The 16,763-nt window shown below is 74.2% G+C and carries 3 protein-coding genes; all 3 read left to right on the top strand.

What is annotated here, in order from left to right:
- Positions 1-2,891: SDR family NAD(P)-dependent oxidoreductase (locus tag ABD369_RS38335; RefSeq protein WP_425557873.1), on the top strand; the 2,891-nt coding region annotated here is incomplete at its 5' end.
- 65 nt (positions 2,892-2,956) lie between these two features.
- Complete coding sequence (locus ABD369_RS38330; protein ID WP_425557872.1) at positions 2,957-14,686, top strand: SDR family NAD(P)-dependent oxidoreductase; 11,730 nt, start codon at positions 2,957-2,959, stop codon at positions 14,684-14,686.
- Between the two features lie 424 nt (positions 14,687-15,110).
- Positions 15,111-16,763, top strand: a 1,653-nt coding sequence (locus tag ABD369_RS38325; RefSeq protein ID WP_344641273.1) for a type I polyketide synthase, incomplete at its 3' end; no start/stop codon positions are given.

Below are 16,763 nucleotides of genomic sequence, written 5' to 3'. Positions count from 1 at the left end.
TGGCGCTGCGGAGCCGGGCGATTGCCGGTGGGCTTGCGGGTCGTGGCGGGATGGTGTCGGTTGCGCTGCCGGTGGAGGCGGTGCGTGAGCGGCTGACGGTCTGGGGTGAGGAGCGGATCTCGGTCGCGGCGGTGAACGGGCCGTCGTCGGTGGTGGTTTCGGGTGAGCCGGCCGCGCTGGAGGAGCTGATCGCCTCCTGTGAGGCGGACGGTGTCCGGGCCCGGCGGGTGCCGGTGGACTACGCCTCGCACTCGGCTCAGGTGGAGTCGATCCGTACCGAACTGCTTGACGTGCTGCGTGAGGTGACTCCGCGGGCGGGTCGGGTGCCGCTGCTGTCCACGGTGACCGGCGAGCTGATCGACGGCTCCGGCATGGATGCGGAGTACTGGTACACCAACCTCCGTACCACCGTCCGTCTTCAGGAGGCCGTGGAGGCCCTGCTGGCGGACGGCTACGGCACCTTCGTCGAGGTCAGCCCGCACCCCGTGCTGGTCATGGCGGTTCAGGAGGGCATCGAGCAGAGCGGCCGTGAGGCCGCCGCGTTCGGCACCCTGCGCCGCAACGAGGGCGGTGCCCGTCGACTGCTGGCCTCGTTCGCCGAGGCATGGGTGCGCGGGGTCGCGGTGGACTGGCAGGCGGCCGTCTTCGCCGGTACCGGCACGCCGCTCGTGGACCTGCCCACCTATGCCTTCCAGCGCCGCCGCTACTGGCCCGAGGCGGCTCACGCCGAGGACCTGGCGGCCGAGCGCGCTGCCGTCCTGGACCCGGCGGAGGCGGAGTTCTGGGCCGCCGTGGAGAGCGAGGACCTGGCGTCCCTCGCGGACTCGCTGGCGCTGGCCGACGACGCGCCGCTGAGTGCCGTACTGCCCGCGCTGTCCTCGTGGCGGCGGCAGCGCCGTGAGCAGTCCACCGTGGACGGCTGGCGCTACCGGATCACCTGGCAGCCAATGGCCGACCTCCCCGCCCCCGTACTCTCCGGCACCTGGGCCGTCGTACTGCCCGAACGGCTGGCCGAGGAGGACTGGGTGGCCCAGCTGACCCGCACGCTCGGGCAGCGCGGTGCGGAGGTGCGCAAGCTCGTCGTCCCGGCCGGTGACCTGGACCGCTCCGGTCTCGACGAGCTGGTCCGCAAGCAGCTGGACGACGTGGTCGCGCCGGCCGGAGTGCTGTCCCTGCTCGCCCTGGAGGAAGAGCCGCACCCGGACCACCCGGGCCTGCCGTCCGGGCTCACGGGTACCGTCGCGCTGCTGCAGGCACTCGGTGAGGCCGCGTTCGAGGCCAGGCTGTGGTGCGCCACGCGCGGTGCCGTGGCGGTGAGCCGCGGCGAGCGGCCGACCGGGCTCGCCCAGTCGCTGGTCTGGGGCCTGGGCCGGGTGGCCGCGCAGGAGCAGCCGCAGCGCTGGGGCGGACTGGTGGACCTCCCCGAGCAGGTGGACGAGCGCGGCTTGGACCGACTGGTCGCCGTGCTGGCCGGTGCCGGGATCGAGGACCAGCTCGCGGTGCGCCCGTCCGGGGTCTTCGCCCGCCGGCTGGTGCACGCGCCCTCCGGCCTCGCCCCGGCGGAGAGCTGGCGCCCGAGCGGCACCGTCCTGGTCACCGGCGGTACCGGTGCCCTGGGCGCCCATGTGGCCCGCTGGCTCGCCCGCAGCGGCGCCGAGCACCTGCTGCTCACCAGTCGCCGCGGCCCGGACGCCGAAGGCGCGGACGAACTGCGCGAGGAGCTGACCGCGCTCGGTACCGCCGTCACCATCGCCTCCTGTGACGCGGCCGACCGCGAGGCGCTCGCGGAGCTGCTGGCCTCCGTCGAGGTGTCGGCGGTCTTCCACACCGCCGGTGTCCTGGACGACGGGGTGCTCGACCAGCTGACGTCCGACCGGATCGCGACCGTCTGCCGTCCCAAGGTGGACGCCGCGCTCAACCTGCACGAACTGACGAGGCACCAGAAGCTGGACGCGTTCGTGCTGTTCTCCGGAATCGCCGGCACGCTGGGCGACCCCGGACAGGGCAACTACGCGGCGGCCAACGCCTTCCTGGACGCCTTCGCCGAGCACCGCCGGGCCGAGGGCCTGCCCGCCACCTCGGTGGCGTGGGGCCGCTGGGGTGAGAGCGGTATGGCCGCCGACGGCGTGATCGGCGACCGGCTGGACCGCGCCGGACTGCCCGGCATGGCCCCCGAGTCGGCGATCGCCGCCCTCCAGCAGGCCCTCGACCTCGGCGACACCGTGATCGCGGTGGCCGACATCGTCTGGGAGCGCTTCGCACCCGGCTTCACCGCCGTCCGCGCCTCCGCGCTGCTGGACGAGCTGCCCGCCGTCCGCCGTGCGGCGGCGAGCACCGAAGCCGCAGCCCCAGCCGCGTCCGACGGCTCCGACCTGCGTCAGCGGCTGGCCGGCATGGCCGAACTGGAGCGCGAGCAGACGCTGGTGGACCTGGTGCGGACGCACGCGGCGGCGGCACTGGGACACCCGACGATGGACGAGGTGGGCGCCGGCCGGGCCTTCAAGGAGCTCGGTCTCGACTCGCTGACCGCCCTGGAGCTGCGCAACCGCCTGGGTGCCGCGACCGGACTGCGCCTCCCGGCGACGCTGGTGTTCGACTTCCCGACCCCGGCCGCGCTGGCCGCCCGCCTGCGGGCGGACCTGCTGCCCGCGGGCGACCAGCAGGGCGCGGCCTCGTTCGCCGACCTCGACCGGCTGGAGGCGGCGCTGTCAACGGTCGCCGAGGACGAGGACACCCGCGCGGACGTGGCCGCCCGGCTCCAGGCCCTGCTGGCCCGGTGGAGCGGCGCCCCGCGCGAGGCGGCGGTCGAGGCCGAGGTCGCCGGCAAGCTGCAGTCCGCCTCGGCAGACGAGGTGTTCGCCTTCATCGACCAGGAGTTGGGCCTCTCCTGACCGGGTTCCCCGGCTCCGCCCGCAACAACTCGCAGTCATCGACATCTTTTGGTGAGGTTCCAACAGTGGATCAGGAAAAGCTCCTCGACTATCTGAAGCGCGTCACGGCGGATCTGCACCAGACCCGTCAGCGGCTGCGCGAGGCGGAGTCGGGGGACTCCGAGCCGATCGCCCTGGTGTCGATGAGCTGCCGTTTCGCGGGCGGAGTGAATTCCCCCGAGGAGCTGTGGCAGCTGGTGGCCGAGGGCCGCGACGCGATCGGCGACTTCCCGACCGACCGCGGCTGGGACGTCGAGTCGCTCTTCGACGAGGACCCGGAGAAGCAGGGCACCAGCTACACCCGTCAGGGCGGATTCCTCTACGGCGCACCGGAGTTCGATGCCGCGTTCTTCGGCATCTCGCCGCGCGAGACGCTCGGCATGGACCCGCAGCAGCGCCTGCTGCTGGAGGCATCCTGGGAGGTGCTGGAGCGGGCCGGGATCGACCCGACCTCGCTCAAGGGCAGCCGGACCGGCGTCTTCGCCGGCACCAACGGCCAGGACTACGGCGATCTGCTGTACGACGTCCCCGAGGGCGTGGAGGGCTACACCCTCACCGGCAACTCGGCGGCCGTGCTCTCCGGCCGGGTGTCCTACACCTTCGGCCTGGAGGGCCCGGCGGTCACCGTCGACACCGCCTGCTCCTCCTCGCTGGTCGCGCTGCACCTCGCCGTGCAGGCCCTGCGCCAGCGGGAGTGCTCGCTGGCGCTGGCCGGCGGTGTCACGGTGATGTCCAGCCCGCGCGCGTTCATCCAGTTCAGCCGCCAGCGCGGGCTCGCCGCCGACGGCCGCTGCAAGTCCTTCGCCGCCGCGGCCGACGGCACCGGCTGGGGCGAGGGCGTCGGCATGCTGCTGCTGGAGCGGCTCTCCGACGCCCAGCGCAACGGGCACCCGGTCCTGGCCGTGATCCGGGGCTCGGCCGTCAACCAGGACGGCGCGTCCAACGGCCTCACCGCCCCCAACGGTCCCTCCCAGCAGCGCGTCATCCGCCAGGCGCTGGCCTCCGCCGGGCTGACCCCGGCCCAGGTCGACGTGGTCGAGGCGCACGGCACCGGCACGGTCCTCGGCGACCCGATCGAGGCGCAGGCCCTGCTCGCCACCTACGGTCTCGAGCGCCCCCAGGACCAGCCGCTGTGGTTGGGCTCGGTGAAGTCCAACCTCGGTCACACCCAGGCCGCCGCCGGTGTCGCGGGCGTGATCAAGATGGTCATGGCGATGCGGCACGGCACCCTGCCGAAGACCCTGCACGTGGACGAGCGCTCGCCGCACGTGGACTGGTCCTCCGGCGGCGTCGCGCTGCTGGAGCAGGCCCGGCCGTGGCCGGAGACCGGTGAGCCGCGCCGCGCCGGCATCTCCTCCTTCGGCGTCAGCGGCACCAACGCCCACACCATCATCGAGCAGGCTCCCGAGCAGGCCGTCGAGTCCGAGGAACGGCAGCCCGCCGCCGGGCTGCTGCCGCACCTGGTCTCCGCCCGGACCGCTGTGGCCCTGCGCGCCCAGGCCGCCCGGCTGCGCGCCCACCTGGACACCGTGCCCGACCTCGCCCAGGCCGATCTGGCCCACTCGCTGGCCACCACCCGGGCCGCCCTCGACCACCGGGCCGCCGTCCTGGCCACCGACCGCGCCGAGCTGCTGGCCGGACTGGACGCCCTCGCCGCCGGCGAGGACGCCCCCAACCTGGTCCAGGGCGTCGCCGCCGCCGACGGCCGCACCGCCTTCCTGTTCACCGGCCAGGGCAGCCAGCGCGCCGGGATGGGCCAGGAGCTGTACCGCGAGTTCCCGGCGTTCGCCGCCGCGTTCGACGAGGTGTGCGCCGCGTTCGACGCGCACCTGGAGCGCCCGCTGCGCGAGGTGGTCTTCGGCGGCGAGGAGCTCGACCAGACCGGCTACACCCAGCCCGCGCTGTTCGCCGTCGAGGTGGCACTGTTCCGCCTGGTCGAGTCCTGGGGCCTGACCCCCGACTTCCTGGCCGGCCACTCGATCGGCGAGCTCGCCGCCGCCCATGTCGCGGGCGTGTGGTCGCTCGCCGACGCCGCCGCGCTGGTCGCCGCGCGCGGCCGCCTGATGCAGCAACTGCCCGCCGGCGGCGCGATGGTGGCGATCGAGGCCGCCGAGGACGAGGTGCTGCCGCTGCTCACCGCCGAGGTGGGCATCGCCGCCGTCAACGGGCCCACCGCCCTGGTGGTCTCCGGCGCCGAGGGCGAAGTCCTTGCGGTTGCCGGCCACTTCGAGGAGCTCGGCCGGAAGACCAAGCGGCTCACCGTCAGCCACGCCTTCCACTCGCCGCTGATGGACGGCATGCTGGACGCCTTCCGCAAGGTCGCCGAGGGCCTGGAGTACCGGCCCGCGCGCCTGCCGATCGTCTCCACCGTCACCGGTGCCTCGCTGTCCGCCGAGGAACTCGGCTCGCCCGACTACTGGGTCCGCCACGTTCGCGAGGCGGTCCGCTTCCTCGACGCGGTCCGCAGGCTCGACGACAGCGGCGTCACCACCTACCTGGAACTCGGCCCCGACGGCGTCCTCACCGGGATGGCCCAGCACTGCCTCGCCGAGGACCGGGACGGCGTCGCCCTGGTGCCCGCGCTGCGGGCCGGCCGCCCCGAGCGGCAGTCGCTGCTGACCGCGCTCGCCCGGGTGCACGTCCACGGCGCCGCGCCCGACTGGCAGGCAGTGTCGGCCGACTGGGGCGGCAGCCGGGTCGCGCTGCCCACCTACGCGTTCCAGCGCCGCCGCCACTGGCCCGAGCCGCCGGCCGGCTGGCTCGGCGACATCACCTCCGCCGGTCTCGGAGCCGCCGACCACCCGCTGCTCGGCGCGGCCGTCGCGCTCGCCGATGCCGACGGCGTGCTGTTCACCGGACTGCTCTCGCTGCAGACCCACCCCTGGCTCGCCGACCACGCCGTCATGGGCACGGTCCTGCTGCCCGGCACCGCCTTCGTCGAACTCGCCATCCGGGCCGGCGACCACGTCGGCTGCCACCGGCTTGCCGAACTGACCCTGGAAGCCCCGCTGGTGCTGCCCGAGCGCGGTGCCGTCCAGCTCCAGCTCGCCGTCGGTGAGGCGGACGCCACCGGCAGCCGCAGCTTCACCCTGCACTCCCGTCCGGAGCCCGAGGACGGTGCCGTCCGGACCGCCGAGCACGCCTGGACCAGGCACGCCACCGGTGTCCTCGCCACCGCCGGCCGTAGCGGCGAGCCGCTCGGCCAGGACAGCTGGCCGCCGGCCGGCGCCGTCCCGGTCGAGACCGAGGGCCTGTACGACTACCTGGCCGAGGCCGGATTCGGGTACGGCCCGGTCTTCCAGGGACTGCGCGCCGCCTGGCAGTCCGGCGACGAGATCTTCGCCGACGTGCGGCTGCCCGAGCAGGCCAAGGCCGACGCCCGCCTGTTCGGCCTGCACCCCGCGCTGCTCGACGCGGCCCTGCACGGCGTCGGCATGGGCACCCTGCTGCGCCCCAGCGAGTCCGGGCGGCTCCCGTTCGCCTGGAGCGGCGTCACCCTGCACGCCTCGGGCGCCGACACCTTGCGGGTCCGGCTCGCCCCGGCCGGTGAGGACGCCGTCACCGTCACCGTCGCGGACGCCACCGGAGCGCCCGTCGCCACCGTGGAGAAGCTGCTGCTGCGCCCGGTTTCGGCGGCCCAGGTGCACGCCGCGCGTGCGGTGCACCACGAGTCGCTGTTCACCGTGGAGTGGCAGCCCGCCCCGCTGGCCGGCCCGGACGCCTCCTTCGACCGCTGGGCGCTGCTCGGCGAGGACACGCTCGGCCTCGGCCTGCCCGCGCACACCGACCCCGCGCTGCGCCCCGAGACGGTGCTGACCGTGGTCCCCACCGAGCCCGGCGAGGGCGCCGAGGCCGTGCACGCGGCGGTGCGGCGGGCACTCGTCCTGGTGCAGGAGTGGCTGGCCGACGAGCGTTTCGCCGACGCCCGCCTGGTGCTGGCCACCTGTGGCGCGATGGCCGTCGCACCCGGCGAGGACGTCACCGACCTCGGCGCCGCCGCCGTCTGGGGACTGGTCCGCTCCGCGCAGTCCGAGCACCCGGACCGCCTGGTCCTGGTTGACCTCGACGCAGACGAGCGATCCCGGCAGGCCCTCGCGGCCGCCGTCGCGGCCGGTGAGCCGCAGCTCGCACTCCGCGGCGGAGCCGTCCACGTACCCCGGCTCGCCCGGGTGACCGCAGCTGACGGCGAGACCCCGGCGTTCGCACCGGAGGGCACCGTCCTGGTCACCGGCGCCACCGGCACCCTCGGCGCGCTGGTCGCCCGCCACCTGGTCACCGCACACGGTGTCCGGCGGCTGCTGCTGGTCTCCCGCCGGGGCGTCGAGGCTGCCGGAGCCCCCGAACTCCTCGCCGAACTCGCCGAGTCCGGGGCCGAGGTGACCCTGGCCTCCTGCGACGTCGCCGACCGCGCGGCCCTCGCCGCGCTGCTCGCCGAGCACCGCCCGACCGCGGTGGTGCACACCGCAGGCGTCCTGGACGACGGCATCGTCTCCTCGCTCACCCCCGAGCGGGTCGACACCGTGCTGCGCCCGAAGGCGGACGCGGCCTGGCACCTGCACGAACTGACGAAGGATCAGAACCTCTCCGCCTTCGTGCTGTTCTCGGCCGCCGCCGGCACCCTCGGCGGACCCGGCCAGGCCAACTACGCCGCCGCCAACGCCTTCCTGGACGCGCTCGCCCACCACCGCCGGGCCGCCGGCCTGCCCGCCACCGCGCTGGCCTGGGGCCTGTGGGCCGAACGCAGCGGCATGACCGGCACCCTGGACTCCGCCGACCTCGACCGCATCAACCGGGCCGGTGTCGCCGCACTGTCCTCCCGCGAGGGCCTGTCGCTACTGGACACCGCGACCGCCCTCGGCGGCGCGGCGTACGTCCCGATGCGGCTCGACCTCGCCGCGCTGCGCGGCCAGGCCGCCTCCCCGGCGCTGCCCGCCCTGCTGCGCGGACTGGTCCGCACCCCCGCCCGGCGCACCGCGCAGGCGGCCGACGCAGGGGAGGGCGGGTTCGCCCAGCAGCTGGCCACCATCCCGGCCGCCGAGCGGGCGAAGGCGCTGCTCGCCCTGGTCGCGGCACACGTCGCCGGAGTGCTCGGCCACGCCGGAGCGGACGCGATCGAGCCCCAACTCGCCTTCAAGGAGCTGGGCTTCGACTCGCTGACCGCCGTCGAACTGCGCAACCGCCTGAACGCCGCGACCGGACTGCGGCTGCCCGCGACGCTGGTCTTCGACTACCCGACCCCGGCCGCCCTGGCCGAGCAGCTGGGCGGCGAACTGCTCGGCTCGGTCGAGGCGGTGGCCGCTGCGGCCGCCACGACGGCCGCCGGGGACGACGACCCGATCGCCATCATCGGTATGGCCTGCCGCTACCCCGGTGGGGTGACCTCGCCGGAGGACCTGTGGCGGCTGGTGTCCGAGGGCGGCGACGGCATCTCCGACTTCCCCGCCGACCGCGGCTGGGACCTGGACGCGCTCTACGACGCCGATCCCGAGCGCCAGGGCACCTCCTACGCCCAACAGGGCGGCTTCCTGCACGACGCCAGCGCCTTCGATCCCACCTTCTTCGGCATCAACCCGCGCGAGGCCCTCGCCATGGACCCGCAGCAGCGGCTTCTGCTGGAGGCGTCCTGGGAGGCGTTCGAGCGGGCCGGCATCGATCCGACCAGCCTGCGCGGCAGCCGTACCGGCGTGTTCGCCGGCGTGATGTACCACGACTACGTCTCCCGGCTGCCCGCGATCCCCGAGGGCGTCGAGGGCTACCTCGGCACCGGAAGCTCCGGCAGTGTCGCCTCGGGCCGGGTTTCCTACACCTTCGGCCTGGAGGGTCCGGCGGTCACCGTCGACACCGCCTGCTCCTCCTCGCTGGTCGCCCTGCACCTGGCCAGCCAGGCGCTGCGCTCGGGCGAGTGCACGCTGGCGCTGGCCGGCGGTGTCACGGTGATGTCCACGCCGGACACCTTCGTGGACTTCAGTCGGCAGCGCGGGCTCGCCGCGGACGGCCGCTGCAAGTCGTTCTCCGCCGACGCGGACGGGACCAGCTGGGCCGAGGGAGTGGGCATGCTGCTGGTCGAGCGGCTGTCGGACGCCCGCCGCAACGGGCACCCGGTACTGGCCGTCGTACGCGGTACGGCGGTGAACCAGGACGGCGCCTCCAACGGCCTGACCGCGCCGAACGGTCCCTCGCAGCAGCGGGTGATCCGCCAGGCCCTGGCCAACGCCGGACTGTCCGCCGACCAGGTGGACGCGGTGGAGGCGCACGGTACGGGCACCACCCTGGGCGACCCGATCGAGGCGCAGGCGCTGCTGGCCACCTACGGCCAGGAGCACGCCGAGGACCGGCCGCTCTGGCTGGGTTCGATCAAGTCCAACCTCGGCCACACCCAGGCCGCCGCCGGTGCGGCCGGTGTGATCAAGATGGTGATGGCGATGCGGCACGGTGAGCTGCCGCAGACCCTGCACGTCAGCGAGCCGTCCCCGCACGTGGACTGGTCGGCGGGCGCGGTCTCGCTGCTGACCGAGGCGAAGCCGTGGCCGGAGACCGGCCAGCCGCGCCGGGCCGGTGTCTCCTCGTTCGGCGTCAGCGGCACCAACGCTCACGCGATCATCGAGCAGGCTCCCGCACAGGACACCGGGCAGAGCAGCCGGCCCGAGACCCGCCCCGGCACCGTGGCGTGGGTGCTGTCCGCGAAGACCCGCGAGGCCCTGAACGCCCAGGCGGCCAGGCTGCACCAGCAGCTGGCCGACAGCCGGATCGACCTGGCCGACATCGGCTGGTCCCTGGCCACCACCCGCGCCCGCCTCGAACAGCGCGCCGCCGTGGTCGGCAGCGACCCGGCCGAGCTGCTGCGCGGCCTGGAGGCCCTGGCCCGCGGAGCGTCGGCGGGCAACCTGGTGGAGGGCCTGGCAGCGGTCGGCACCGGCCGTGCGGCGTTCCTGTTCGCCGGGCAGGGCAGCCAGCGCGCTGGTATGGGCGCCGAGTTGTACGACACCTACCCGGCTTTCGCCGATGTCTTCGACGCGGTCTGTGCGGAGCTGGACGGGTACCTGGAGCGTCCGCTGCGCGAAGTGGTGTTCGGCGGCGAGGAGTTGGACCAGACCGGTTACACCCAGCCGGCGCTGTTCGCGGTCGAGGTGGCGCTGTTCCGCCTGGTGGAGTCGTGGGGCGTCCGGCCGGACTTCCTGGCCGGGCACTCGATCGGTGAGATCGCCGCGGCGCACGTCGCCGGGGTGCTCTCGCTGGCGGATGCCGCCAAGCTGGTGGCCGCTCGTGGCCGTCTGATGCAGCAACTGCCAACCGGCGGTGCCATGGTGGCGGTCCAGGCCGCCGAAGCCGACGTCCTGCCGCTGCTCACCGACGACCTGGGGATCGCCGCCGTCAACGGGCCGACCTCAGTAGTGATCTCCGGTGCCGAGGCATCCGCTCTAGAGGTCGCGGAGCAGCTGGCGGCCCAGGGACGGAAGACCAAGCGGCTCACCGTCAGCCACGCGTTCCACTCGCCGCTGATGGAGCCGATGCTCGCCGAGTTCCGTGAGGTCGTCGAGGGCCTGACCTTCGCCGAACCGCGCATCCCGATCGTCTCCACCCTGACCGGCTCGATCACGGACGAGCTGCACAGCGCCGAGTACTGGGTGCGCCACGTCCGCGAGGCCGTCCGCTTCCGCGACGCCGTCCAGGCCCTGGAGCGCGAAGGCGTCCGCACCTTCCTGGAGTTGGGCCCGGACGGGACCCTCTCCGCGATGGGCCAGGAGTGCGTGAGCGAGGACGCGGTGTTCACTCCCGTCCTGCGCCGCGACCGTGCCGAGGCGCAGAGCTTCACCACCGCGCTGGCCCAGCTGCACGTCCGCGGCGTGGAGCCGGACTGGCAGGCCGTGTTCGCGGGCACCGGCGCGCAGCGCGTCGATCTGCCGACCTACGCCTTCCAGCGCGAGCGGTACTGGTTGGAGGCACCTGCGCTGTGGGCCGTCGACGTCGCCTCCGCCGGTCTGGTCGCCCCCGAGCACCCGCTGCTCGGCGCCGCCGCCCCGCTGGCCGAGTCGGACGGCTACCTGTTCACCGGCCGGCTCTCCCTGGACACCCACCCCTGGCTGGCCGACCACGCCGTCTCGGGCACCGTGCTCCTCCCGGGCACCGCCTTCGTCGAGCTCGCGGTCCGGGCCGGCGACCAGGTCGGCTGCGACCGGCTGGCCGAACTCACCCTGGAGGCACCGCTCGTCCTGCCGGAGACCGGCGCGCGCCAGTTCCAGCTCTGGGTCAACCCGGCGGACGAGAGCGGCACCCGGCCGTTCAGCCTGTACTCCCGCGCCGAGGACTCCGACCCCGACGAGCCGTGGACCCGGCACGCCAGCGGCGCGCTCGCCGACGGCGTCCAGGACCAGGAGCCGGCCGACCTCACCGTCTGGCCGCCCGCCGACGCCACGGCCGTCGAGGTCACCGGACTGTACGAGCGCCTGGCCGGCGGCGGATTCGCCTACGGTCCCACCTTCCAGGGCTTGAGCGCCGCCTGGCAGCGCGGCGAGGAGATCTTCGCCGAGGTCACCCTGCCGCAGCACGCCGAGTCGGACGGCAGCCTGTTCGGAGTCCACCCCGCACTGCTGGACGCTGCGCTGCACGGCACCTTCCTCCAGCAGACCGGCGCCGAGCAGGGACGACTGCCGTTCGCCTGGAGCGGCGTCACCCTGCACGCCGCCGGGGCGACCACCCTCCGGGTCCGGATCACCCCGCAGGGGACCGACTCGGTCGCCCTCGCGCTCGCCGACGGCACCGGCGCGCCGGTGGCCACCGTGGAGTCCCTGGTCCTGCGCCCGGTCGCCACCGAGCAACTGCGCGGAGCCCGCGCCGCCCACCACGACTCGCTGTTCGAGGTCGAGTGGACCGCGCTCCCGGCGACGGCGGGCACGGCCGGCCGCTGGGCCGTCGTCCAGGGCACCGAGCTCTCCGCCGACCTGCGCAAGGCCGGCATCGAGACCGAGGAGTACGCCGACCTCGCCGCGCTGGCCGCGGCCGTCAAGGCGGGTGCGCCCGCGCCGGACACGGTGCTCGTCCCCTTCGTCCCGGCGGAGCGGACCACCGCCGCACCGACCGCCGACGCCGTACGCGCCGCCACCCACCGGTCCCTCGCGCTCGCCCAGGCCTGGCTGGCCGACGGCTCGTTCGGCGAGGCCCGCCTGGTCCTGGTCACCCGGGGAGCCGTCGCGACGGCCGCCGGCGAGGAGCTCGCCGACCTGTCGCAGGCCGCGGTGTGGGGCCTGATCAGGTCCGCCCAGTCGGAGAACCCGGACCGCTTCGTCCTGCTCGACCTGGACACCGCCGAGTCCTCGATCGCCGCCGTCCCCGGGGCGCTGGCCGCCACCGAGACGGAACTGGCGATCCGCCAGGGCACCTGCCACGCCGCCCGCCTGGCAAGGATCCCCGTCGACGCGGCCCTCACCCCGCCCGAGGACGCCGTCGCCTGGCGGCTCGGCATCCCCGTCAAGGGCACCCTGGAGAACCTCCGGCTGATCGAGTTCCCGGCCGCCGCGGCACCGCTCGACCCCGGATACATCCGGATCGGCGTCCGCGCCACCGGACTCAACTTCCGCGACGTGCTCAACGCCCTGGGCATGTACCCGGGCAATGCCGGACTGCTCGGCCTCGAAGGCGCGGGCGTGGTCCTGGAGGTCGGCCCCGGAGTCACCGATCTCGCCGTCGGCGACCGGGTGTTCGGCATGCTCTCCGGCGGCTTCGCGCCGGTCACCGTCACCGACCGGCGCATGGTCGCCAAGATGCCCGAGGAGTGGACGTATCCCGAGGCCGCGTCCGTCCCCGTGGTGTTCCTCACCGCGTACTACGCCCTGATCGACCTCGCCGACCTGCGGGCCGGCGAGTCGATCCTGGTGCACGCCGCCGCAGGCGGCGTCGGCATGGCCGCTGTCCAGCTCGCCCGCCACCTCGGTGCCGAGGTGTACGGCACGGCCAGCCCGGGCAAGTGGGGCACCCTGCGCGACCTCGGGCTGGACGACCGGCACATCGCCTCCTCCCGCGACCTGGCCTTCGAGCAGAGCTTCCTGGCCGCCACCGGGGGCCGGGGCGTGGACGTCGTCCTCGACTCGCTCGCCCGCGAGTTCGTCGACGCCTCGCTGCGCCTGCTGCCGGGCGGCGGACGCTTCGTCGAGATGGGCAAGACCGACATCCGAGACCCCGAGCATGTCGCGGCCGAGCACCCCGGTGTCCGCTACCGGGCCTTCGACCTGATCGAGGCCGGTCCGGACCGCATCAACGAGATGCTCACCGCCGTGATCGCCCTGTTCGAGCAGGGGGCCCTGCGGCACCTCCCGGTCACCGCATGGGACATCCGCCGGGCTCCCGAGGCGTTCCGCCACGTCAGCCAGGCCAAGCACATCGGCAAGGTGGTCATCACCGTGCCCGCCCCGCTCGACCCGCAGGGCACCGTCCTGGTCACCGGCGCCACCGGCACCCTCGGCGCCCTGGTGGCACGTCACCTGGTCACCGAACACGGCGCCCGCCGGCTGCTGCTCACCAGCCGGCGCGGCCTCCGGGCCCCCGGCGCGCCCGAACTCGCCGCCGAACTGGAGCAGCTGGGAGCCGAGGTCACCGTCGCGGCCTGCGACGCCGCCGACCGCGACGCCCTGGCCGCCCTGCTCGCGGAGCTCGCCCACCCGCTCACCGCAGTGGTGCACACCGCCGGAGTCATCGACGACGGTGTGGTGGCCTCCCTCACCCCCGATCGGGTGGACACCGTGCTGCGGCCCAAGGTGGACGCCGCGCTCAACCTGCACGAGCTCACCGCCTCCGCCGACCTCGCGGCGTTCGTCCTGTTCTCCTCCGTCGCCGGCACCTTCGGCGGCGCCGGACAGGGCAACTACGCAGCCGCCAACGCCTTCCTCGACGCCCTCGCCAGGCAGCGCAGCGCGTCCGGCCTGCCCGGCCTCTCGCTGGCCTGGGGCCTGTGGGCGGAGAGCAGCGGCATGACCGGCACCCTGTCGGAGGCCGACCTGCAGCGGATGGCCCGGGGCGGTATCACCCCGCTCGCCTCCGCCCAGGGCCTGGCCCTGCTCGACACCGCCGCCACCGTCGGCCGGCCCGCCCTGGCCCCGATGGGCCTGGACGTCGCCGGACTGCGCAACCACGCCGACCCCGCCGCCGTGCCGCCGCTACTCCGTGGCCTGGTGCGCACGCCGGTGCGCCGCGCCGTACGGGCGGCGGCCGCCGGCGCGGCCGAGGGGCCGAGCCTGGAGCAGCGGCTGGCGGGGCTGGGGGAGGAGGAGCGCCGCAAGCTCCTGCTGGAGCTGGTCTGCACCCAGGTCGCGGCCGTGCTCGGACACCCGGGACCGGAGGCCGTCGAGCCCGAACGGGCCTTCAAGGAGCTGGGGTTCGACTCCCTCACCGGCGTCGAACTGCGGAACCGGATGAACGCGGCCACCGGACTGCGTTTCTCCGCGACCCTGGTCTTCGACCACCCGACCCCTGCCGCGCTAGCCGAGCTGCTGCTCGCCGAGACCGCACCGGCCGCCCCCGCGGAGCCGCTGCTGGCCGAACTCGACCGCCTGGAGGCCGCGTTCGACGCGGCCCCGGCACCCGACGGAGAGGCCCGAACCGCGCTGGCGGCCAGGCTCCAGGCGCTGCTCGGCCGGCTGTCCGCCGGGGCCGCCACCGAGCCGGCGGCTCCGGCCGTCGACACCGAGCAGCTCAAGGGCGCCTCGGACGAGGAACTGTTCGCCTTCATCCACGAGCAGCTCGGCCGGTCGCAGGCAGACGGCTGACCGCTCGGCGCGAGCCGCTGACCGCTGACCGCGGATGCGGCCCCGACCCGGACGCCATCGGTGTCCGGGCCGGGGCCGGCCGCGTTGGCAGCGGCGCCCCGGGTTCCCAGCCCTCGCGGCCGGGTACGTCGGTCCGTACCCGTCCCCGCTTTTCCGGGTCGGCCCATATTCCGGCTATTGCCGAAGCGGTGGCCCCTAGGGGCCGGATAGGGGTTGAGGCCAGATCCGGCCGAACCATAATCTCGGATCGCGAATTGCAATAGGCGATCCCGGCGAAGCTCCTGGTGCCCGAAGTTGCCGACAACTTCGCCCAGGGGCTTTCCTGCATGTCGTCGGCCGTTGCCGAGAGAGCTGCGAGTTCCTGTCGGTGAAATCCGTCGAAACGACGTGAGCCGACTGGATGCGTTGAAGAGGTGGGCATTTAATGGCGAATGAAGAAACGCTTCGTGACTACCTCAAGTGGGTCACGGCCGATCTGGCCCAAACCCGCCAGCGTCTCCAGGAGGTGGAGGCGGCGGACCACGAGCCGATCGCGATTGTCGGAATGAGCTGCCGGTTCCCCGGCGACGTCACTTCCCCGGAAGAGCTCTGGCGGCTGGTCAGCGAGGGCCGCGACGCCGTCGACGGATTCCCCGTCAACCGCGGTTGGGACCTCGACTCCATCTACCACCCGGACCCCGAGCACCCGGGCACCTCGTACGTCAACGAGGGCGGATTCCTGCACCGGGCAACCGAGTTCGACCCGGCGTTCTTCGGTGTCTCGCCGCGCGAGGCGCTGGGCATGGACCCGCAGCAGCGGCTGCTCCTGGAGACCTCCTGGGAGGCGTTCGAGCGGGCGGGCATCGACCCGGCCACGCTGCGCGGCAGCCGCACCGGTGTCTTCGCCGGCGTCATCTACCACAACTACGCCGCCCGGCTGCACTCCGTCCCCGAGGGCGTCGAGGCGTTCCTGGGCACCGGCAGCTCCGCCAGCATCGCCTCCGGCCGGGTGGCCTACGCCCTGGCCCTGGAAGGACCGGCCGTCACCATCGACACGGCCTGCTCCTCCTCCCTGGTCGCACTGCACCTCGCCGTGCAGTCGCTGCGTTCCGGTGAGTCCACGCTGGCCCTGGCCGGCGGTGTCACCGTGATGTCCACCCCCGAGGCGTTCGTCGACTTCAGCCGCCAGCGCGGACTGGCCGCCGACGGGCGCTGCAAGGCGTTCTCGGCCGACGCGGACGGCACCGGCTGGGGCGAGGGTGTCGGCATGCTGCTGCTGGAGCGGCTGTCGGACGCCCGCCGCAACGGGCACCCGGTACTGGCCGTGGTGCGCGGTACGGCGGTGAACCAGGACGGCGCGTCCAACGGTCTGACCGCGCCGAACGGCCCCTCCCAGCAGCGGGTGATCCGCCAGGCGCTGGAGAACGCACAACTGACGGCCCGTCAGGTAGAGGCGGTCGAGGCGCACGGCACCGGCACGGTCCTCGGCGACCCGATCGAGGCCCAGGCCCTGATCGCCACCTACGGCCAGGACCGCCCCGAGGGCAGTCCGCTCTGGCTCGGCTCGGTCAAGTCGAACCTCGCCCACACCCAGGCGGCCGCCGGTGTCGCCGGTGTGATCAAGATGGTGCTGGCCATGCAGCACGGAGTGCTGCCGCGGACCCTGCACGCCGGTGAGCCGTCCCCGCACGTCGACTGGGCCGAGGACTCGGTACGGGTGCTCGCCGAGGAGCAGCCCTGGCCGGAGACCGGCGAGCCGCGCCGGGCCGGTGTGTCCTCGTTCGGCTTCAGCGGTACCAACGCGCACGCGATCCTGGAGCAGGCTCCCGCCACCGAGACGGCGGCGGCCGAGGAGCCGACCGGGTCTCCCGTGGTGTTGCCCTGGACGCTGTCCGGCCGGACGGCGGAGGCGCTGCGCGAGCAGGCCGGACGTCTGCTGACCCGGGTGGCCGCCGAGCCGGAGCTCTCCCCGGTCGACGTGGGTTTCTCGCTGGCGACCACGCGTTCGGTGTTCGAGCACCGGGCTGTGCTGGTGGGTTCGGGGCAGGACGAGCTCTGTGCGGGTCTGGAGGCGTTGTCGCGGGGTGAGTCTGCGGCG

This window comes from Kitasatospora cystarginea, from assembly GCF_039533515.1.
GTDB classification, from domain to species: domain Bacteria; phylum Actinomycetota; class Actinomycetes; order Streptomycetales; family Streptomycetaceae; genus Kitasatospora; species Kitasatospora cystarginea.
The sequence above is the reverse complement of the archived record's forward strand: the minus strand, read 5'-3'. Positions and strand labels throughout refer to the sequence as shown.